The sequence below is a fragment of the Rhodococcus sp. GB-02 genome (genome assembly GCF_053470465.1).
The window spans coordinates 50,034-67,295 of the sequence record NZ_JBPUKE010000006.1 but is presented as its reverse complement, the minus strand read 5'-3'; the positions used below and the strand labels follow the sequence as shown (position 1 = coordinate 67,295).

The following is a 17,262-nucleotide window of genomic DNA, read 5'->3' as shown; positions in this document are numbered from 1 at the left end:
AGGATTCAGATCTGGACTTGAATACTCGGTGTCGATTCACGTCGGTTGGCTTACGCTGGTCCGCCCGTTTTCGATGTGTCCGACGAGCACGCGCCTGAATTCAGGATCTTCGTCGACCGTCACGGTGGCCTGATACCAGCCGTCCGCCGAACGCACGGTCCACTGGCCGCGTGCGCCCGCTCCGAGTCTGCGTCGGTCCCCGTCGACGTCGACGGAGAGTGCGCGACTTCCGGAATTTATTGCGGTCAGTAGAAGCGTGCGCGCCCCTGCGTCGATAGTTGTCGAGACGTCGAGCGACGCTGCCGCACTGTCTGTAGCTCCGCTGAACTCTCGTCTGAAACCGTTGGGACCCAACAGGGTCAGGCTGTAGACGCGATCACTGAGCGCGACGGTGTCGTCGACTTCGCCGATGACGTCGTAATGCCGTGGCTCCTCGAACTCACCTGCGTACGGGTACAAGGCCAGGTGCGTTGATGCGGCACCGGCATTGACCAGATGGACCGTCAACGAGCCGGCGCCAGGGTCCACGCTCGTGTGAGCGTCGGGCTGATAGGGAAGTGCCCGTGCGGGTCGAGTGCCGTTCTCCTGCAGGGGCATTCGCTGTTCGGTGGGCGGGGTTGGCGTCCACCGCGGTTCCAGGGGCGGAGTGGGTTGCGGGCGCACCAAAGTTGGTCGGCTACGCGGGTTGGCAAAGTCGAACGCCGACGTCAGGTCGCCACTCACCGTGCGTCGCCACGGTTCGATTTCCGGTTGCATGATTCCGAACCGCTTCTCCAGGAATTGCGTGACGGACGTGTGGTCGAACACCTGGGAACAAACGAAACCGCCAACAGTCCACGGCGAGATGATCGTCATCGGCACCCGCGGGCCGAGACCGAGCGGCTGATTGCCGACCCATTCGGTTTCGACCGAGCGCGGCGGTCGAGGCGGGGGTACATGATCGAAGTACCCGTCGTTCTCGTCGAAGTTGACGATCACGGCCGTCTTCGCCCACAGATCGGGATCGGAGGCGATGGCGTCGAGCACTTGATAGAGCAGTGTTGCGCTCGCCGCGGGTGACGATCCCGATGGGTGCTCCGAATCCACTTCGGACGGAACGAGATAACTGACTTGCGGCAGTCGGCCCGACTCGACGTCCTTCCTGAACTCGGCGGCCAGTGTGCCGGGCCGGGATCGGTACAGTGCGCGATCGTAGAGTTGGCGATCAGCAGGCGACAGTTGGTCTGCAGCATTCTCGAGAGCCAGTACCGCTGCGTCCTGGACCGGCGCCGGCATCGACGGCAGGGCGAGATAGAACCCGGCCAAGGTCTGCAGTTCGTAGGGGAGCAGGCTTGGCCGGCCAAGCAACCCTGCCGCCACTTTCTTGAAGGCAGTGAAGTATTCGAGGTTGTTGTCTCCGAAGTTGTCCCACTCTTGGTAGGTCTTCCAGGAAATGCCGGCCGACTGCAACCGCTCGGGAACCGTCGTCCATCCGTAGCCGGCGTGCCAGGGGTTGTAGGCTGCGTTGGTTACAGCTCTTCCCTCGGGGCCGGGCGGATCCGAAGGCAGGACCGACTCGGTTGGATTAGGCGAAAGTGGCTCGTATCCGGTGTATCCAGAGACCCAATAGTTCCGGTTGGGGCTCGTCGACGTCGGAACGGAGCAGTGGTAGGCGTCGCAGATCGTGAACGAGTCCGCCAGTTCGTAATGAAAGGGAATGTCTTGCCGGTCGTAGTACGCCATCGTCGTACCGGTCTTTGCCGCAATCCAACCGTCGTGCCAGCCGTCGGCGAGTGCGGCATGTCCGCCCGCCCAGCTGTGATCCAGCCCGGTGACGTTCTGGGTGTCCATGTGTTGTGCCGCAGCGGAGTCGCGGATGGGGAAGGGGAGTACAGGACCGGTAGGCCCGGGTTGTTCGAAGACGCTGTGGCCGCTGCGTAGACGCAACGCATTCGGATCACCGAAGCCACGAACACCCCTCAGCGCACCGTAGTAGTGGTCGAAAGATCGGTTCTCCTGCATGACGAGGACTACATGCTCGATCGAATCGAGCCCGCCGGAGTTTGCGGGTGTCGCCAGTGCACGTTGAAGCGACGGCGGCAGAAGGGAAGTGGCGGCGACTGCAGTTGCACCGACCCCGGCAGTGAGAAACGACCGTCGAGAAAGGGAATTCCTGGACACTTGTGCTCCATCGATAGATCAATCAGTTCTATGACTACGGCCGCGACATGCTGCTGCCGCTGCTCCGAATCGGTGCAGCGGCAACAGTGTCGAGAAATACGATCAGGAACCGAAGAGACCGCTCAGTGAACCGAGGCTGCCCGAGCCGCCGTTCCCGCCATCGTCAGGCGCAGCAGAAACCTTGACGACGGATTCGTCCGACGCGGACTGTGTGAATCCACTACGACCCGCGAATGACGCCTTGATCCGATGATCGCCCGTCGAGGCGAAAGTATGAGTCAGTCGCGCCACACCATCGACTCCGACGACAACGGGCTGTCCGATGGGTTGGTCACCGTCGAAGAACTGAACCGAGCCCCCGCCTGGATTGGGACTGACTGTCGCGGAAAGTTCTGTCGCGACATTCTGCTTGGCCGTCGCGGGAGCTGCCAGCGAGGTCGAGGTGGTGACATCGGACGGCGCGGGGTCAGACACGGTGACCGTTTGGGCCGATGCCATCGACGGCATGAATCCTGTTGCGCCGGAGTAGTAGGCCGACACTGCATGAGATCCAGCCGAGGCGAACGCATGTTCCAGAGTGGCTTTGCCGTCAGCGCCCACCGGGATCGGGGCACCGATATCTGCAGCGCCGTCCTTGAACTGGAGAGTCCCACCGGTGGGTGTCGGCGTGACCTGCGCCCTCAGCGACACCGATACGCCTGTCTTTGCATCGGTAGGTACGTTCACGGCAGTGTCGGTCTGCTTGACGACAGGTGCGGCAGTCACCGTCACCATCGCCTCGGTCGAGTTGGAACTCTGGAACCCGTTGACGCCCTGGAACGTTGCGGAGACCCGCGCGGTTCCGGCGGTGAAGAAGGTATGCGGTAGCCGGGCAGTGCCGTCGGCACCGGGCGTGACAGGTGTACCGACGTCAGCGCCGTCCACCCTGAACTGCACGTTTCCGTTGACCGGAGCCGGATCCACCTTTGCGACAAGCTCGGTCGGTGTGCTGGCTTGGATCGAGCCGGGCATCTGGATTGTGGTGGTTGTCGGTTGGCTGACGTAGATGGTGGTCAGGGCCTGCCCACCGGCGTTGAGGCCGGAGTTCCTGTTGTCCCGCGGGGAGCAGTTGTAGCGCTCCCAGTAGTTGACCGTGAAGACATCCTTTTCGCGCTGGACGAATGTGAGCGCATTTCGGTCGTCGTCGTAGTTGGCGGAGCCGGGATCGGAAACTCGCAGCGAAGGCTTGATCTCGCTACCGGCCGCACCGGCTTTGACCGTGACGTCGACTGCGGGGAGTCGGAACTTGGTGTTGGCACCGACGATGATGCCGTCACTCGATCGAACTGCGGAGGACGGACCGTTTCCGGTGGTCCGATTCGATCCGGAGATACGTAGGTGCGTACCGGATGCCGATGGATTACCGCCGTCGTCGATCTGTGTGACTGTTGGAGTGGCACTGTCGGATCCGAGGCCGTACGCACTGTCCGCCACAAGCTGGGAACTCACGAATTCGACGCCCGACGGGATGTCGAAGTCGTACTTGATCCGGGCCCAATGCACGACTCCACGGCTGGCATGGCCTCCGCCGTTTGCCTTCATCTCGTTCGGCTGCACGCGGTAGGTGATGGTCTCACCTGGTGCCGCGGTGGTCGGCGCGGTGATGGTGACCCCCGAGCCGAGCGTCTCGTTGAACGTGATCGGGCTTGCCGCACCGTCCATCTCGCGCACATGGCATGCAGTTGTGAAGGCCACGCTCTTGGTCTCGGGGGCAGCAGAGGCGATCCCGCCGCCGACCATGGCGAACAAGCCACCGGCCAGTACCGAGACGGTAGCAATCGCAGAGCCGCGTAGGAGTTTCGAGTTCATCGATGAATTCTGGTTTCTGTTCACAGTTCTCACGACCCGAATCCAGGGGTGCCAAGGCTGCCGAGGCTACCGGTCCCAGGCTCGGGCTCGGACGGTTCGACGACGTTGATCGTCACGGCGCCGGACATCGATTCCATGAAGCCGGCAGATCCCGTGTAGTACGCCGTGATGTTGTGGTCGCCTGCTGTTGTCATCGTGCGGTTGGCCTTCGCGACGCCGTTGACAACGGCCACTGGAGCGCCGAGGTCTACCCCTCCGTCACGGAACTGCACTGTTCCTCCCGACGGCCAAGGAGTGACCGTTGCCGTCAGCTCCACGGAGTCGCCGACGACAGCTTTACCGGGTGCGTCGATTCGCGTCTGTGTCTGGGCGAGGCTGGAGTCGACATTGATCACCGCGAGTGGCTGGCCGCCTGCGTTCAATCCGGCCGAACGATTGTCGCGTGGTGAGCAATTGGTGGTCAGCCAGTATTTGACGCCACCGAGCAGGGTCTCCTGTTGCAGGAAGGTCAGGTAGTTGGCGGCACTGTCGTAGGAACCGGAGTTGGTGTCGGAAACGCGCAGCATGGGCTTGATCTGGGTTCCCACAGCCCCTGACGTGACAGTGACGTCGACTGCCGGGAGCTGGAACGTCTTTCCTCCACCGACCTCGATTCCGCCGCCGCCGTTGTCGTCGGTGTTGGGTCCGTTGCCCGCGGTGATGTTGTTGCCGGAGATACGAAGATGCGTCCCATTCGGATCGGGTGAACCGGCATCGTTCACCCGCGTGATCGTCGGGGCGACCCCACCCAGATTCGAGCTGGTGCCGGCCACGATCTGCGCCCCCACGTAGGAGGTACCTGCAGGGATGTCGAAATCGAACTTGAGACGCGTCCAGTTCACGACGGACCTGAGGTCGTAGCCGTCATTAGGGACCGTCATCGGCTTGGGAGCGAGTCGGTAGGTAAAGGTCGAGTTCGGCGGAACCACGGCCGGCGCACTGATCGTGACGCCGGAATCACGCGTCTCGTTGTGTGTGATCGGACCGGGGAACTGCCACCCGTGACACGATGCCGTGAACGGAAGGTTCACATCAGCGGCGGATGAAACTCCCGCTCCGCCGACGACCAGGGCAACGCATCCGGTCAAGGACGCGGCCACCCCTACTCCTCGGCGCATCAACGTCGACACCATTCACATTCTCCTTGAGTAGCGCTCGACAAGATCGAGCTCTCGGCTTGAAGCCGGGTCCGGGAACCGGCCTCGAGCTGACAGAGAAGCGAATACGTCTTCGTCGTTTGCTCGCCACCAGCTCAAACCCTGGAGAGGAGTAGAACACAGAGCGAGCCGCAAAATATGTGATTCGGACAAATTATTGGACAAACGTCCAACCGGTGAAATTTCTCCACTTCTCTGACCGCTCTGCACTGCTTTAACGTGGCGTGAAGTGGGCCCGGTAGACGGTCAGGCGATCGCGCGGCGCATCAGTTCTGCCGTCTTCTTGTTGGATGCGACCAGTGTGACCGTCTCGACGTCGGTTTTCGCCGCGCGAATCGCTGAAACGGCCTGTCGGACCGCATCTTCCTTCGGCCAGCCGTAGACCCCTGCCGAGACCAACGGAAAGGCGACGGTACGTGCGCCGATCGAGTCGGCAACGGCGAGACTGCGGGTGTACGCCGACCGTAGCAATCCGGATCGGTCCTCGGAGCGCGAATACCTCGGGCCGACGGTGTGAATCACGGCCTCGGCGTGGAGCTTTCCCGCGGTGGTGGCCACGGCCGCGCCCACAGGGAGGCCGTCGGGAAGGCTGGTGTTGCGCAATACCTCGCAAGCCTTCAAGATCTCCGGTCCTCCGGCTCGGTGGATCGCGCCGTCGACACCGCTACCGCCGAGGAGCCTGGAGTTGGCCGCATTGACGATGGCGTCGACGGTCAGCGTCGTGATGTCACCTTCGGCGACTGTAATAGTGGGCATTGATCCTCCTGCGTGTCCACCTGGCGCGTAGCCGACGGCTGTGTTTCCGACGGCTGTGTTCCAGAGTTCACGCTTCGGACGAGCCCACGGCATAGCCGAGCGTACGTCGTAGGGGTCACGCCCGATCACCATCGAGTATCACGGTTCTGGTCGTCGGTTCCGCCGCGAGCAGTCTTGATCGCCAGGCGAACCAGATCGGAGGAACGGTATCCCGGCCAGCCGTGCATGATTCGGCGCCAGCGCGCGGGAACCGCCGACGCTCCCCAACGGGCGCCGAGCAACCCGCCTGCGATAGCCGCGGTCGTGTCGGTGTCCCCGCCGGCGCGTACGGCCGCTTCCAATGCGTGCTGAAGGTGGCGAGCATCGGAATTATCCGTGGAGGTGATTGCCCACCAGGCAGTCTGAAGTGCATGCACCACCCAGCCGTTCTTGGAGAAGTCCTGCGGGTTCCCGGTTTCGGCCTGATCGAGCAGCGGGCCCCAGTATTCGGCGACCTCCTGATCGGCAACGGAGAGGAAGTCGCGAACCCCCTCGAAGTTGCCGGCGACAACGGCATGGCGGATGGCGTGGGTCCACAATTCGCAGGCCTGCCCGGCGCGCGGGTCGTCATGCGTGAGTGAACTGATCCGGTGCGCTGCCGACCTGGCACCTTCTGCATCGTCCAGGTAAGAGAGGGCGACGGGAGCAGTCCGCATGAGCGAGCCGTTGCCTGCCTTGTGGCCGCTGATCGCCCGCGCACGATCCGCCATCGCTGCTGCGCTTTCGGAGCGGGCAGACAACACTGCTCGCGTCTGGTTGCCGATGTCCGCGGGCTTTGAGTCGTACCACCGGATGAACTGTGCTGCAATGGCATCGAGACCGCCGGAGCTTCCGATATCGATTCCGGTCGCGGCCACCTCAGCGATCGCAACTGCCATCGAGGTGTCGTCGGTCCATTCCCCAGGAGCCCAGTTGAACGGGCCGCCACCGATCATGTCGATGGTGACCTCGGAGTTCGGATAGGTGAATTCGTGGCCGGCGCCGAGTGCGTCTCCTGCTGCGGCGCCGAGCAGAACGCCGGCCGCTCGATCGGACTGCTGTGCGGTGAGTTTCATAGCCACCTTTTCACGTTCGCGGAGATCGTTTGATCAAATTTGCGCTAACCATAGATCATGTTTGAGATAACATGCAAGGGTGAATAAATGGACAGACACGAGCGGCAAGGGATTGGCGGACTATCCGCGTCCGTCTGTGGCAGTGGACGTCGCGGTGCTGACGTACAGCGGTGGATCTCTGAAAGTTCTGGTCGTTCGGCACCGCCTCGGTGCGCTGGCGCTACCGGGAACATTTCTGCACGAACGCGAATTGCTTACGGCCGCAGCCGATCGTGCCCTGTCGGTCAAGGCCGAGTTGGCCCAGACGAGCTTCCACCAGTTGGCGATCTTCGACCGACCGGACCGCGACGACCGCGGTTGGGTTCTGTCGGTCGCGCATACCGCGGGCCTACCGGAATCGGAACTGCCCGATTCGGCGCTTCTCGTCGATGTGTACGACGACGAGGCAGTGAGCGGACTCGGGTTCGATCACGCCGACATGGTGCGACTCGCGGTCACGGACCTACGCACGAGGTATGCGTCGTACGTCGATCCGGACGGATTGTCGGGCGGGACGTTCACCGTCGCCGAACTTCGGGGACTGTACGAGGTGATCTTCGATCGTCCGTTCCAGAAGGACAGCTTCCGCCGGCAGGTGTTCGACGCGCTCGAAAGTACCGGCGAGATGAGCAGACCAGGTAACGGCCGACCCGCCGAGACGTACCGGAGGCGGGGTGACGGCGCACTGACTGCGCAGGCAATGGCATTTTTGACCGGATGAAGTGAAACGAATTCTTGCAGTTCTGCTGACCTGACGCGCTGAGCTGGGTAATGTCCGATTGATGGGTGCAGTTTCGAATGAAGCCGAGTCCAAGATTCCGACCGTCGTGTGGGGCACCGGCAACGTCGGGCGCGCATCGATTCGCGCTGTGACAGCCAATCCTGCCCTCGAACTTGTCGGCGTCATCGTTGCCAACCCGGCGAAGGTCGGGCGAGATGCCGGTGACCTCGCCGATCTGGGAGTGCACCTGGGCGTCGTGGCTACCGGCGACGCCGATGCCGTGCTCGCAGCGTCCCCTGGTGCGGTGGTCTACGCGGCGTCCGGCGACATTCGGCCCGATGACGCGGTTGCCGACATCACGCGGGCGCTGGCCGCCGGAGCTGTGGTGGTCACGCCATCGGTATATGCGCTGTACGACCCGAAATCTGCGCCTCCCGAACTACGTGATCCCGTCGAAGCTGCTGCCAAGACGGGCGGCGGCGCTCTGTTCGTCTCCGGTATCGACCCAGGCTGGGGGAACGACATCCTGCCGATTCTCGTCAGCGGGCTCGCGGGGACAATCGACCAGATCCGGTGTCAGGAAATCTTCGACTACACGACCTACGAACAGCCGGATTCTGTCCGCTACCTGATCGGGATGGGTCAGCCGATGGACTACGAACCTCCGATGGTCGCGCCCAGTGTTCCCACCATGGTCTGGGGCGGCCAGCTTCGACTCATCGCCCGGGCACTCGGGGTCGAACTCGACGAGATTCGCGAGACCTTGCTGCGCCGCCCGCTCGAGGAAACCGTGTCGACCGAACATATGGGGGAGTTCGCGGCCGGAACCCAAGGCGCACTGCGATTCGAGGTTCAGGGAATCGTCGGCGGGGAACCCCTGATCGTGATCGAACACGTCACGCGTATTCATCCGTCCTGTGCCCGCGACTGGCCGCTCCCGCCAGACGGAGGCGACGGCGCGCACAAGGTGATCGTCGAAGGACGACCACGAATCGAGATCAACGTCGAAGCCACCGATGAAGGTGGAAACCGCGCGGCCGGTGGAAATGCCACGGCCGTAGGACGTCTCGTCAACGCAATTCCGTGGCTACGTCAGGCTGAACCCGGTCTCTACGACGCGCTGGACGTTCCGCTCACACCCGGCGTCGGCAAGCTCGGTGCCCGAAACTCGGAGGTACTCACATGAATATCGACATACCCGAAGGCAAGAATCCGATCGGCTACGTGTGGGGAGAGATGGTCCCCGGCATCGGACCCGCGGCCGCCGGATTCTCCCAAAAGGTCTACACAGACGGCACTCTCGGACTCCGCGAGTTCGAGGCGGCCAGGCTTCGGATCGCTCAGATCAACGGGTGCATCTTCTGTCAGGACTGGCGCACCGAGCGTGACGGCGAGACCGTGGAGTCGACGTTCGATCAGTCTGTCACCGACTGGCGCACCACCGATGCCTTCGACGACAGGACGCGCCTCGCTGCCGAATACGCCGAGAGATACGCCCTCGACCACCACGGGCTCGACGACGAGTTCTGGGAACGCATGACCGCTCACTATTCCCAGCGAGAAATCGTCGAGTTGAGCATGTGCCTCGGATCGTGGTTGGCCTTCGGCAGGCTCAACCACGTCCTCGGCCTCGATACTCAATGTGTGTTGCCCGGCAACTGAACTAGTTGCCCAGCGTCGTCAGATCCGGGTAGTTCGAGACCTCCCAGCCGCCGTCGACTACCAGACTGGTTCCGGTGATGTACGAGGCGTCGTCGCTGGCGAGATAAAGGCAGGGGCCCGCGATCTCGTCGGGAGTTGCCGCTCGGGACATGGGAATTCGGCTCAGAAACATGTCGCGGGCGGGTTCGTAGTTCATGACCGGCGCGACCAGTGGCGTGTCGACCAGGCCGGGTAGAACGGCATTGACCCGGATCCCCGACGCAGCGAGTTCGATCGCGGCATTCTTGCTGAACATCTCGACCCCGGCTTTGCCTGTCGCGTACGCGCTCCCGTAGGGGCTCGGCACGTGCGCGTTCAATGAGGACACGTTGACTATCGCGCCACCGCGACCGTGCTCTCGGATATGCCGCGCTTCATGTTTGGTGCAGAGGAAGACGCCCTTCTGTACCAGGTTGATCGTGAAGTCCCAGTCGGCCTCGTCGAGGTCGACGATCTGCCCCACCCTCGACGCCCCGGCAACGTTGAAAGCCAGATCGATACCGCCGAATTCCGCAGCCGCAGCGGCAATAGCCTCGGCAACATCGGATTCCTTGGTGACGTCAGCGGGAACGGCGAGGAAAGACGCGCCGTGCTTGGAGGCAATCTCCTTCAAACCCTCTGCAGCGATGTCTATTCCGGCTACCTGTGCGCCTTCGTCGATGAGTCGTAGTGCAATGGCTGCACCGATACCTGATGCTGCGCCGGTGACAACCGCGGTTTTGCCGGCAAATCTGGACGTGTTAATGGGCACCTGCTTTCAAGAATTTTCCGGTTCGGCGGTTGCCGAGAACGGGTGCTGCTTCTCCGTCGCCGAAGACGTACTCGCCGCCGACGAACACTGCGGTGACGGTCTGATCGTTGCGATTGACCATGCGGGAGAGGTTGTCGTACTCCGCGACCGGACTTTCGGCGTACGTCTCGAGTGAATCGTCGAGATGGGCGGGATCGATCACAACCAGGTCGGCGCGGTCACCTAATCGAAGGTGCCCGGCGTCGACGTCGTACCACTCGGCGAGTTCGCCGGTGAGGCGATGCACCGCTGCCTCGACGGTCATGAACGGTCGCCCGACCTTCTGGGCGTCGTAGACACGTCGGAGTAGTCGTAAGCCGAAGTTGTAAAACGCCATGTTGCGCAAATGTGCTCCCGCGTCGGAGAACCCGAGTTGGACGCCGTTGTCCTGGGCGAACTTGTCCAGGATCTCCGGCCGGTGATTGGAGATGGTTGTGCGCCAACGCACTTTCGTGCCGTGTTCGAGGACCAGATCCAGGAAGGCATCGACAGGGTGGAGGCCGCCTCGTTCGACGCCGACCTGCCCGAAGCTCTTGCCGACCAAGGATTCGTCCGGGCAGGATACGATTTCGGCGTCGAAGAAATCCCGATGCCAAACTTTGACACCGAACTTTTGGTCGTAGTCCTTGCGGAACTGTCGCCGGTACTCCTCACTCTGCATCAGAACGTTGCGTTCCATCTCGTCGGTCAGATGCAGTGCTGCAGCGCCGGATCCGAACTCCTCGAAGACAACCAGGTCGATGCCGTCGGCATATACCTCGAAAGGAACCGGTAGGTGCTGCCAGCGCAGGTCGCCGCCGAGTCGATTGACCAGGTGCGCCAGCGGGCCGAGGATTACCACGGCCAACTTGTTGGACTTGATATCAGCCGCCGAGAGCATGCTCGTCTTGAGTCGCTTACGCCAGATACCCGCACTGGAGAACGCCATCGCTCCGGTACCCATCGGGTTGGAGAGGTCAGGTCCGGCCTGAAATACCCGTCCTCGGCGGCGCAGGATCGCATTGAGTCGGCGTCGTTCTTTCGTGGTTGCATACGTCGACGGCAGCGTGCGTGAGCGGCAGGTCTCACCGTCGAGTTTGTCGAACAACAATTGCTGACTGGACATCCCGACGAATCCTGCGTCGAGAGCTTCGGTCAACTGTGCTTCCATCGACGCGAGTTCGGTGTCGGTGGGGTGCACGTCCTTCCTGGTAGCACGATCCAGTCCCATCTCGGCGGCTCGCATGTCGGAGTGTCCGATGAAGGCTGCAACGTTGGGACCTAGCGGAAGCGCCTCGAGTGCAGCAACATAGTCTCTCGCGGAGTTCCAGGTCTTGGCCCGCGTGAGTGCTTCGACGACGTGCTTGCGTGGGATAGCTTCGACGCGGCCGAAAAGGTCGCCTGCGTCCGACGGGCTGGCGTGAATGGTGGACAGGGAACACGATCCGACAAAGATCGACGTGACCCCGTGCCTGAGAGATTCGCTCAGCGCCGGGCCTTCGAGGATCTCGACGTCGTAGTGAGTGTGGATGTCCACGATGCCCGGGATCACCCACTTGCGCCGCGCGTCGATGACACGGGGACAGTCGGTTTCGTCGAGTGAATCGAGGGAGATGGCAGTGACCAGCCCGCCTCGGATACCCAGATTGCGGACAGCTGGTTTCGCCCCGGTGCCGTCGAACCACAGACCGTTGTTGATCACGGCGTCATAGGTCATGAGATAGCCACCTTTGCGCGGATGGTCTTCCCGGTTGCATTGCGAGGCAGAGGAGTTGTGCTCAGTCTCCACTTGACTGGCACCTTGAAGTAGGCCAGTCTTTCGGCGACATAGTCGCGTAGTTCTTCTTCGGTCGCTGCTCCCTCGCTGCGAAGAACGACAACGGCCGCCACTTCTTGGCCGAGGTCTGCCGAATCAATCCCGATCACAGCGCATTCGAGTACCGAGGGATGCTCGTCGATAGTCTGCTCGATCTCGAGGGGGTAGACGTTCTCGCCGCCGCGCAGGATCAGATCGGACCGGCGGCCGGTCAGGCGGAGTCGGCCGTCTTCGAGAACTCCGAAGTCGCCGGTTCGGAGCCATCGGTCGGGACCGATGGCGGCAGCAGTCGCAGTCTCGTCGTTCCAGTATCCCGACATCACATACGGGCTGCGAGCGCAGATTTCGCCCTCCTCGCCGTCGGGAACCGCAACACCGAATGGATCACGGACCTCCACACTCACACCGATGATGGGCCGTCCGAGAGTTCCGGGGAACGCGGCGAGTTCTGGTGGCGTGGCAACCGAAATGCCGGTGGAAGATTCGGTGAGCCCGTAGCTGTCGACCAAGGTGTGCTGCGCAAAAGGCAGTCGTGCGCGCAGGCGGTCCTGCAAGGCCGGAGATGACGGCGCAGACGCGAGTGCAAAGGCGCTCAGTGAGGTCAGGTCGTACTTCTCGAGACTTCCATGTTCGAGGAGACGGGTTGCCATAGTGGGGACCACCGCCCAGTTGGTGACCTTCTCGCGTTCGACGAGGGAAAGGACTTCGTCGACGTCGAAGGCGCCCTGGTGGATGACCACGGCTCCGCCCGTCGCGAGTCGTGGGATCGCCAGGTTATGCAGGCTTGCAATGTGAAACAGCGGCGCGGTCAGCAGATACCGCAAGTCACTCGGCCGGCCGTCGCTGGGGCGGCCGGTGAACGCCGCAGCGAGGCGATCGCTGTAGCGGTGGTAGTCGATGACGGCCAACACGTTTCGATGAGTGTGAACAGCTCCCTTGGGGCGGCCGCTGGTTCCGCTCGTGTAAAGAATGACGGCCGGATCGTCCTCGTCGACGGACGTGCGGGGCAGTGCCGAACCCGAATACTTCTCCATCAGAGCCGGTAGATCTTCTTCCATCGTGAGCACGGGAACACCGGTGTTCACTTCGGAAAGAACTTGTGCGCGTTTCGCGTCGGCGATCACCACGGTGGGCGTGGTGTGATCGGTGCCGTACTGCACCTCACGGGCCACCCACCACGAGTTGAACCCGACGGCGATGGCGCCAAGCGACTGAGCCGCCCAGAAGGTCATCACCCATTCCGGCGTATTGGCGGCGAGGATCCCCACCCGATCGCCCTTGCGAACGCCGTACCGCTCACGCAGCGCGGTGGCCAATGCTGCTACGGCCTCGCCGTGCTCGAGGTAGCTGAAGCGTCGTTCCTTGGTCACCAGGTAGTCGCGTGATCCGTAATCGAAGGATGCGGCGAGCACGTCGCCGAGTGCCTTGTCACGGTTCTTCATGACGGGCATCGAGCTGCCGAGTACATCCTCGACTTGCATCTCGAAAGGACCACCGGGGCCGGTCAGCCCAGCCATGACCGACGCGATGAATGCTTGTGTATCAGCGGAAGTAGTCACGTGAAGTGCCTTTCGAAGATTAGGGTACGAGCACTGCGCGTCCGGTGACCTTGCCGTGTTCGAGACGGTCGAGTGCGTCGCGGGCATCAGCGAGGTCGAAGCGGGCTACTTCTACGGTTACCAGACCGGCCTGTGCCAGGGCGATGGAATCGACGAGGTCGTTTCTGGTGCCGCCATAGGACTTCCGGATCGATGCGCCCCACGGCCAGCCTGGCCCGCCGGCCGCTTCGGCGGTGATTCCGGGGTTTCCGCCTCCGAGACCTACCATGCGATACGCGCCGTTCGGCGCAACCGCTTGAACCGACATCTGAGCCGTTGCATCGACACCGACGAAGTCGAAGATGACTTCTGTGCCTCTGGCCGACGTGAGGTCGAGGATGTGCTGCGCGGTGTCCGGTCCCGATTCGAGCGTGATGTCGGCGCCGCAACGTTTGGCGAGATCGAGTTGATCCTGTCCGACGTCGACGGCAATGATGCGCACGGCACTGATTGCCCGAAGTATCTGTACTGCAACGTGACCGAGTCCGCCGACGCCGATCACGACGGCGGTGGCACCAGGCTGGAGATGTTCGCGTGCGCCGCGAATGGCGTGGTAGCTCGTCAGTGCTGCATCGGCGAGTGGTGCGGCCTGCAGGAAGTCGAGGTCTCCGATGGGTACGAATGAGCGAGCCGGGATCTTGACGTACTCGGCCATCCCGCCTTCGGGACCGAGCCCGGGGCAGGGCGGCATCGCGGTGCGTCCGGCGGCGAGGCACATGTTCTCGTTGCCGCTCATGCATTCTCGGCACTGTCCGCACGACCAACAGAGGTAGACGACACCGCGTTCCCCGACGGACCGACCGTCCACGCCGGCCCCGACGGCTTCGATGGTGCCGGCGATCTCGTGGCCGATGGTCAGCGGTTCTTCGCGCATCTTGTACGGAAAGTGCAGGAGGTGCAGATCGGAGTGGCAGATTCCCGCGGCGCCAACCCGAATCAGTAGTTCGGACGGACCGATCTCCGGGACCGGCACATCGTTGATTTCCAGGAGTCCGGGCCCCATGAGCTGAGCTGCCTTCATGAACTGACCTCGCTGACCTCGGAGTTGTATGCGGCGCTCAGGTAGGAGTTGCTGCGGTCGGATCCGATCAGCCCCGGCGCCATCTTGTTCATGACGTAGGCGAAAGTCATCCGACGGTCCAGATCGTTGACCAGCATCGAGCCGCCGATACCGGCCCACCAGCAAGCGCGTCCACCTGGAACCAGGGGTGCGGTATCCGGGTGCGGCAGTCCGTATCCGATGCCGAACTTGAGCGGAGTCATGATCCCGAGGTCGATACCGTCGGCTTGGATCTCGAAGATCAGGTCGATGGTGCTCTGCGAGAGCAGCTTCTGGCCGTCGAGCACACCACCGTTCGAGATCACGGATTGGACCCGAGCGATAGAACGTGCGTTGCCGTGGCCGTTGACTGCGCCGATCTCGGCCTCCCTCCAGGGCGCGGTGTTGACCTCTGGGTAGTCGAGCAGTGGGCAGGTCAGGGTCTTGATGAAGATGCTGTCCTGGTCGAGCGTGGACAGGTCGAACTCCAACGCGGGCGGCGGAACCATGGTGGCTATTCGACCGAAATGCTCTGTGGACGTACCGATGTGGAAGTCGGCGCCCAGTGGACCGGCAAGCTCTTCGGCAAAGAACCTGCCGAGGGTCCGACCGTCGATGCGACGAATGACTTCACCGACGAGATGGCCGTAGTTGATCGCGTGATAGCCCGACGCCGTACCTGGGGTCCACCAAGGCTTCTGGGTAGCGAGGCGAGCGGTGGACGTCTCGAGGTCGTAGATGTCCTTCAGTTCGATCGGACGCTCCCAGCCGGAGACCCCGGACGTATGCGAGAGGAGGTGGCGAACTTCGATGTCTTCCTTGCCGTTTACCGCAAATTCGGGCCAGTAATGAGCGACCTTCTGGTACACGTCCAGTTGGCCGCGTTCGACCAGCAGGAGCGCACACAGGGCTGTCATGGTCTTGGTGATGGAGAAGGTGTTGACGATAGTGTCCGGACCCCAAGGAGTGGTGCGGGATTCGTCGGCGTACCCGCCCCAGATGTCTACTACGGCTTCTCCGTCGACGGTGATGGCGATGGAGCCGCCGAGTTCTTCGCCGGATTCGAGATGAGCCTCGAAGGCGGTGCGGACGGCGTCGAACTCGTTGTTGCAGTGACCGTTCACCGTGCTCATGCGCGATCCGCCTTCTCGAGTTCGTGTGCTGCTGCACGGGCCGCAACAGGTAGCTTGTTTCCGGAGGCCGCTGCACGCTTGGTGCCCTTGGCGATTTCCTTGTTCATGTTGCGAACGTAGGGATCGAACTCGAGCTGAATCGTGTGGCGCGGTGACTTGTAATAGGGGGCGAGGAAGTACGCCTCGTCGGCCTTGGTGATCTCCTGCATCTCACTGGCGGACGGCAGTTGGTATTTGCCGGTGAGGTAGGCCGCGACGAGCTTGCTCTGCTGCTCAGCGAAGTTGACGAGCGTCGGCATGGGCTGCGCCAGTCCCATGAAGAAGAGGTTGTCGATTCCGGGCTTCATCATTCGCTTGAAGAGTGGGAATCGGTTGTCCTTGTCCGGAAGCAGATTCGGATCACTGAAGAAGGGGAAGCTGATGTTGTAGCCGGTGGCGCAGATGACCACGTCGACGTCCGAGGCGGTGCCGTCCGCGAAGTGAACCTGCTTTCCGTCGAGTTTGGTGATGGCAGGCTTGAAGGTTATGTCGCCCGACCCGGCGCGTCCCAGGAACTCGCCGCTGGCCGACGGGTGGGCCTCGAACGGACGGTGGTCTGGCTTGGGTAGTCCGTAGCCCTCCATGGTTCCCAGGTTCTTGCCGAGGAATCGACGACTCAGGAACAGACGCAGACCGCGGGGCATCCAGGGCGGGGTGATCAGTTTGTCTCCCGGCACGCCGCCCAGATACTTCGGGAGTACCCAGACTCCGCGGCGCGCTGAGACGATGAGCTTCTCGGCTAGGTATCTCTGCCCCAGTTCGGAAGCAATGTCCAAGCCGGAGTTCCCCATTCCGACCACGACTACCTTCTTGCCGCGCATGTCGATCGGATCGAACGGGTCGTTGTAGCTGTGGCTGTGCATCAGCACGCCGTCGAACTCACCCGGGTAGTCGGGGATGTTGGGATCCCAGTGATGTCCGTTGCAGACCATCAGGACGTCGTAGGTGCGAACTTCGCCGTCAGAGCGCGTGATGGTCCACAGTCCGTCTGCATCACGTTCTGCTGCAACAACACTGGTGTTGAAGATGATCGACTCACGCAGGCCGAAGTGCTCGACGTAGTCCTTGAAGTACTGGAAGAGTTCGGAGTGGTGAGGGAAGTCGGGAAGGTCAGCGGAGACCGGGAAGTCCTCGAATGCCAAGCGCCACTTCGATGTGTCGATGTGCAGGCTCTGGTAGCAGGCTGACATCCCGTTGGGATTCTTGTAGTACCAGTTTCCGCCGACCTCGTCGGACGCTTCGTAGCAGTCGAAGGGTATTCCGAATTCCTTCATTCGCTTGGCCGTCGTGATTCCGGTGGGCCCGGCGCCGATGATGCACACGCTCGGCAAGGGGGAGGGGCTCATTCGCCAT

The 17,262-nt window shown here is 62.4% G+C and carries 14 protein-coding genes; 3 read left to right on the top strand and 11 right to left on the bottom strand.

The annotated features are described in order from the left end of the window. Positions 1–36: 36 nt before the first annotated feature. The 5 genes from ACSW29_RS31155 to ACSW29_RS31135 form a co-directional block, all read right to left on the bottom strand. Entirely contained in the window at positions 37–2,160 is a 2,124-nt protein-coding gene (locus ACSW29_RS31155; RefSeq protein WP_317826859.1) for a phosphocholine-specific phospholipase C, read from the bottom strand. A gap of 102 nt (positions 2,161–2,262) precedes the next feature. Then, complete coding sequence (locus ACSW29_RS31150; RefSeq protein ID WP_317826858.1) at positions 2,263–4,008, bottom strand: Ig-like domain-containing protein; 1,746 nt, start codon at positions 4,006–4,008, stop codon at positions 2,263–2,265. A gap of 29 nt (positions 4,009–4,037) precedes the next feature. Continuing rightward, the gene (locus ACSW29_RS31145) at positions 4,038–5,180 is read right to left on the bottom strand and encodes an Ig-like domain-containing protein (RefSeq protein WP_317826857.1); all 1,143 of its coding nucleotides are present in this window, start codon (positions 5,178–5,180) and stop codon (positions 4,038–4,040) included. A 270-nt stretch (positions 5,181–5,450) separates the two neighbouring features. Continuing rightward, the gene (locus ACSW29_RS31140) at positions 5,451–5,960 is read right to left on the bottom strand and encodes an O-acetyl-ADP-ribose deacetylase (RefSeq protein WP_448279021.1); all 510 of its coding nucleotides are present in this window, start codon (positions 5,958–5,960) and stop codon (positions 5,451–5,453) included. Positions 5,961–6,085: 125 nt separating this feature from the next. Continuing rightward, the gene (locus tag ACSW29_RS31135; protein WP_448279020.1) at positions 6,086–7,054 is read right to left on the bottom strand and encodes an ADP-ribosylglycohydrolase family protein; all 969 of its coding nucleotides are present in this window, start codon (positions 7,052–7,054) and stop codon (positions 6,086–6,088) included. 79 nt (positions 7,055–7,133) lie between these two features. Between ACSW29_RS31135 and ACSW29_RS31130 the strand changes: the two genes are divergently transcribed. From ACSW29_RS31130 to ACSW29_RS31120, 3 genes are all read left to right on the top strand, one after another. Next, positions 7,134–7,814, top strand: a complete 681-nt coding sequence (locus ACSW29_RS31130; RefSeq protein WP_448279019.1) for an NUDIX hydrolase — start codon at positions 7,134–7,136, stop codon at positions 7,812–7,814. 61 nt (positions 7,815–7,875) lie between these two features. Further along, the gene (locus ACSW29_RS31125) at positions 7,876–9,000 is read left to right on the top strand and encodes an NAD(P)H-dependent amine dehydrogenase family protein (protein ID WP_448279018.1); all 1,125 of its coding nucleotides are present in this window, start codon (positions 7,876–7,878) and stop codon (positions 8,998–9,000) included. After that, entirely contained in the window at positions 8,997–9,476 is a 480-nt protein-coding gene (locus ACSW29_RS31120; RefSeq protein WP_003943220.1) for a carboxymuconolactone decarboxylase family protein, read from the top strand. The genes ACSW29_RS31125 and ACSW29_RS31120 overlap by 4 nt, the downstream gene beginning before the upstream one ends. 1 nt (position 9,477) lies before the next feature. Here ACSW29_RS31120 and ACSW29_RS31115 read toward each other — a convergent pair whose 3' ends face one another. The 6 genes from ACSW29_RS31115 to ACSW29_RS31090 are packed head-to-tail and all read right to left on the bottom strand — an operon-like array spanning position 9,478 to position 17,255. Further along, on the bottom strand, positions 9,478–10,266 hold the full coding sequence (locus ACSW29_RS31115) for an SDR family NAD(P)-dependent oxidoreductase (protein ID WP_448279017.1): 789 nt from the start codon (positions 10,264–10,266) through the stop codon (positions 9,478–9,480). Further along, positions 10,256–12,001 (bottom strand): N-acyl-D-amino-acid deacylase family protein, encoded by a 1,746-nt coding sequence (locus tag ACSW29_RS31110; protein ID WP_448279016.1) that lies wholly within the window; start codon positions 11,999–12,001, stop codon positions 10,256–10,258. Before ACSW29_RS31110 ends, ACSW29_RS31115 begins: the two co-directional genes overlap by 11 nt. Further along, a complete protein-coding gene (locus tag ACSW29_RS31105) occupies positions 11,998–13,659 on the bottom strand; it encodes a class I adenylate-forming enzyme family protein (RefSeq protein ID WP_448279015.1) in 1,662 nt (553 codons plus the stop codon). Before ACSW29_RS31105 ends, ACSW29_RS31110 begins: the two co-directional genes overlap by 4 nt. A 19-nt stretch (positions 13,660–13,678) precedes the next feature. Further along, positions 13,679–14,719: an NAD(P)-dependent alcohol dehydrogenase gene (locus ACSW29_RS31100; RefSeq protein ID WP_448279014.1), complete on the bottom strand. Its 1,041-nt coding sequence runs from the start codon at positions 14,717–14,719 to the stop codon at positions 13,679–13,681. Further along, the gene (locus ACSW29_RS31095; protein ID WP_448279013.1) at positions 14,716–15,870 is read right to left on the bottom strand and encodes a serine hydrolase domain-containing protein; all 1,155 of its coding nucleotides are present in this window, start codon (positions 15,868–15,870) and stop codon (positions 14,716–14,718) included. The genes ACSW29_RS31100 and ACSW29_RS31095 overlap by 4 nt, the downstream gene beginning before the upstream one ends. Then, positions 15,867–17,255 (bottom strand): flavin-containing monooxygenase, encoded by a 1,389-nt coding sequence (locus ACSW29_RS31090; RefSeq protein ID WP_230815937.1) that lies wholly within the window; start codon positions 17,253–17,255, stop codon positions 15,867–15,869. Before ACSW29_RS31090 ends, ACSW29_RS31095 begins: the two co-directional genes overlap by 4 nt. Between the last annotated feature and the right edge of the window lie 7 nt (positions 17,256–17,262).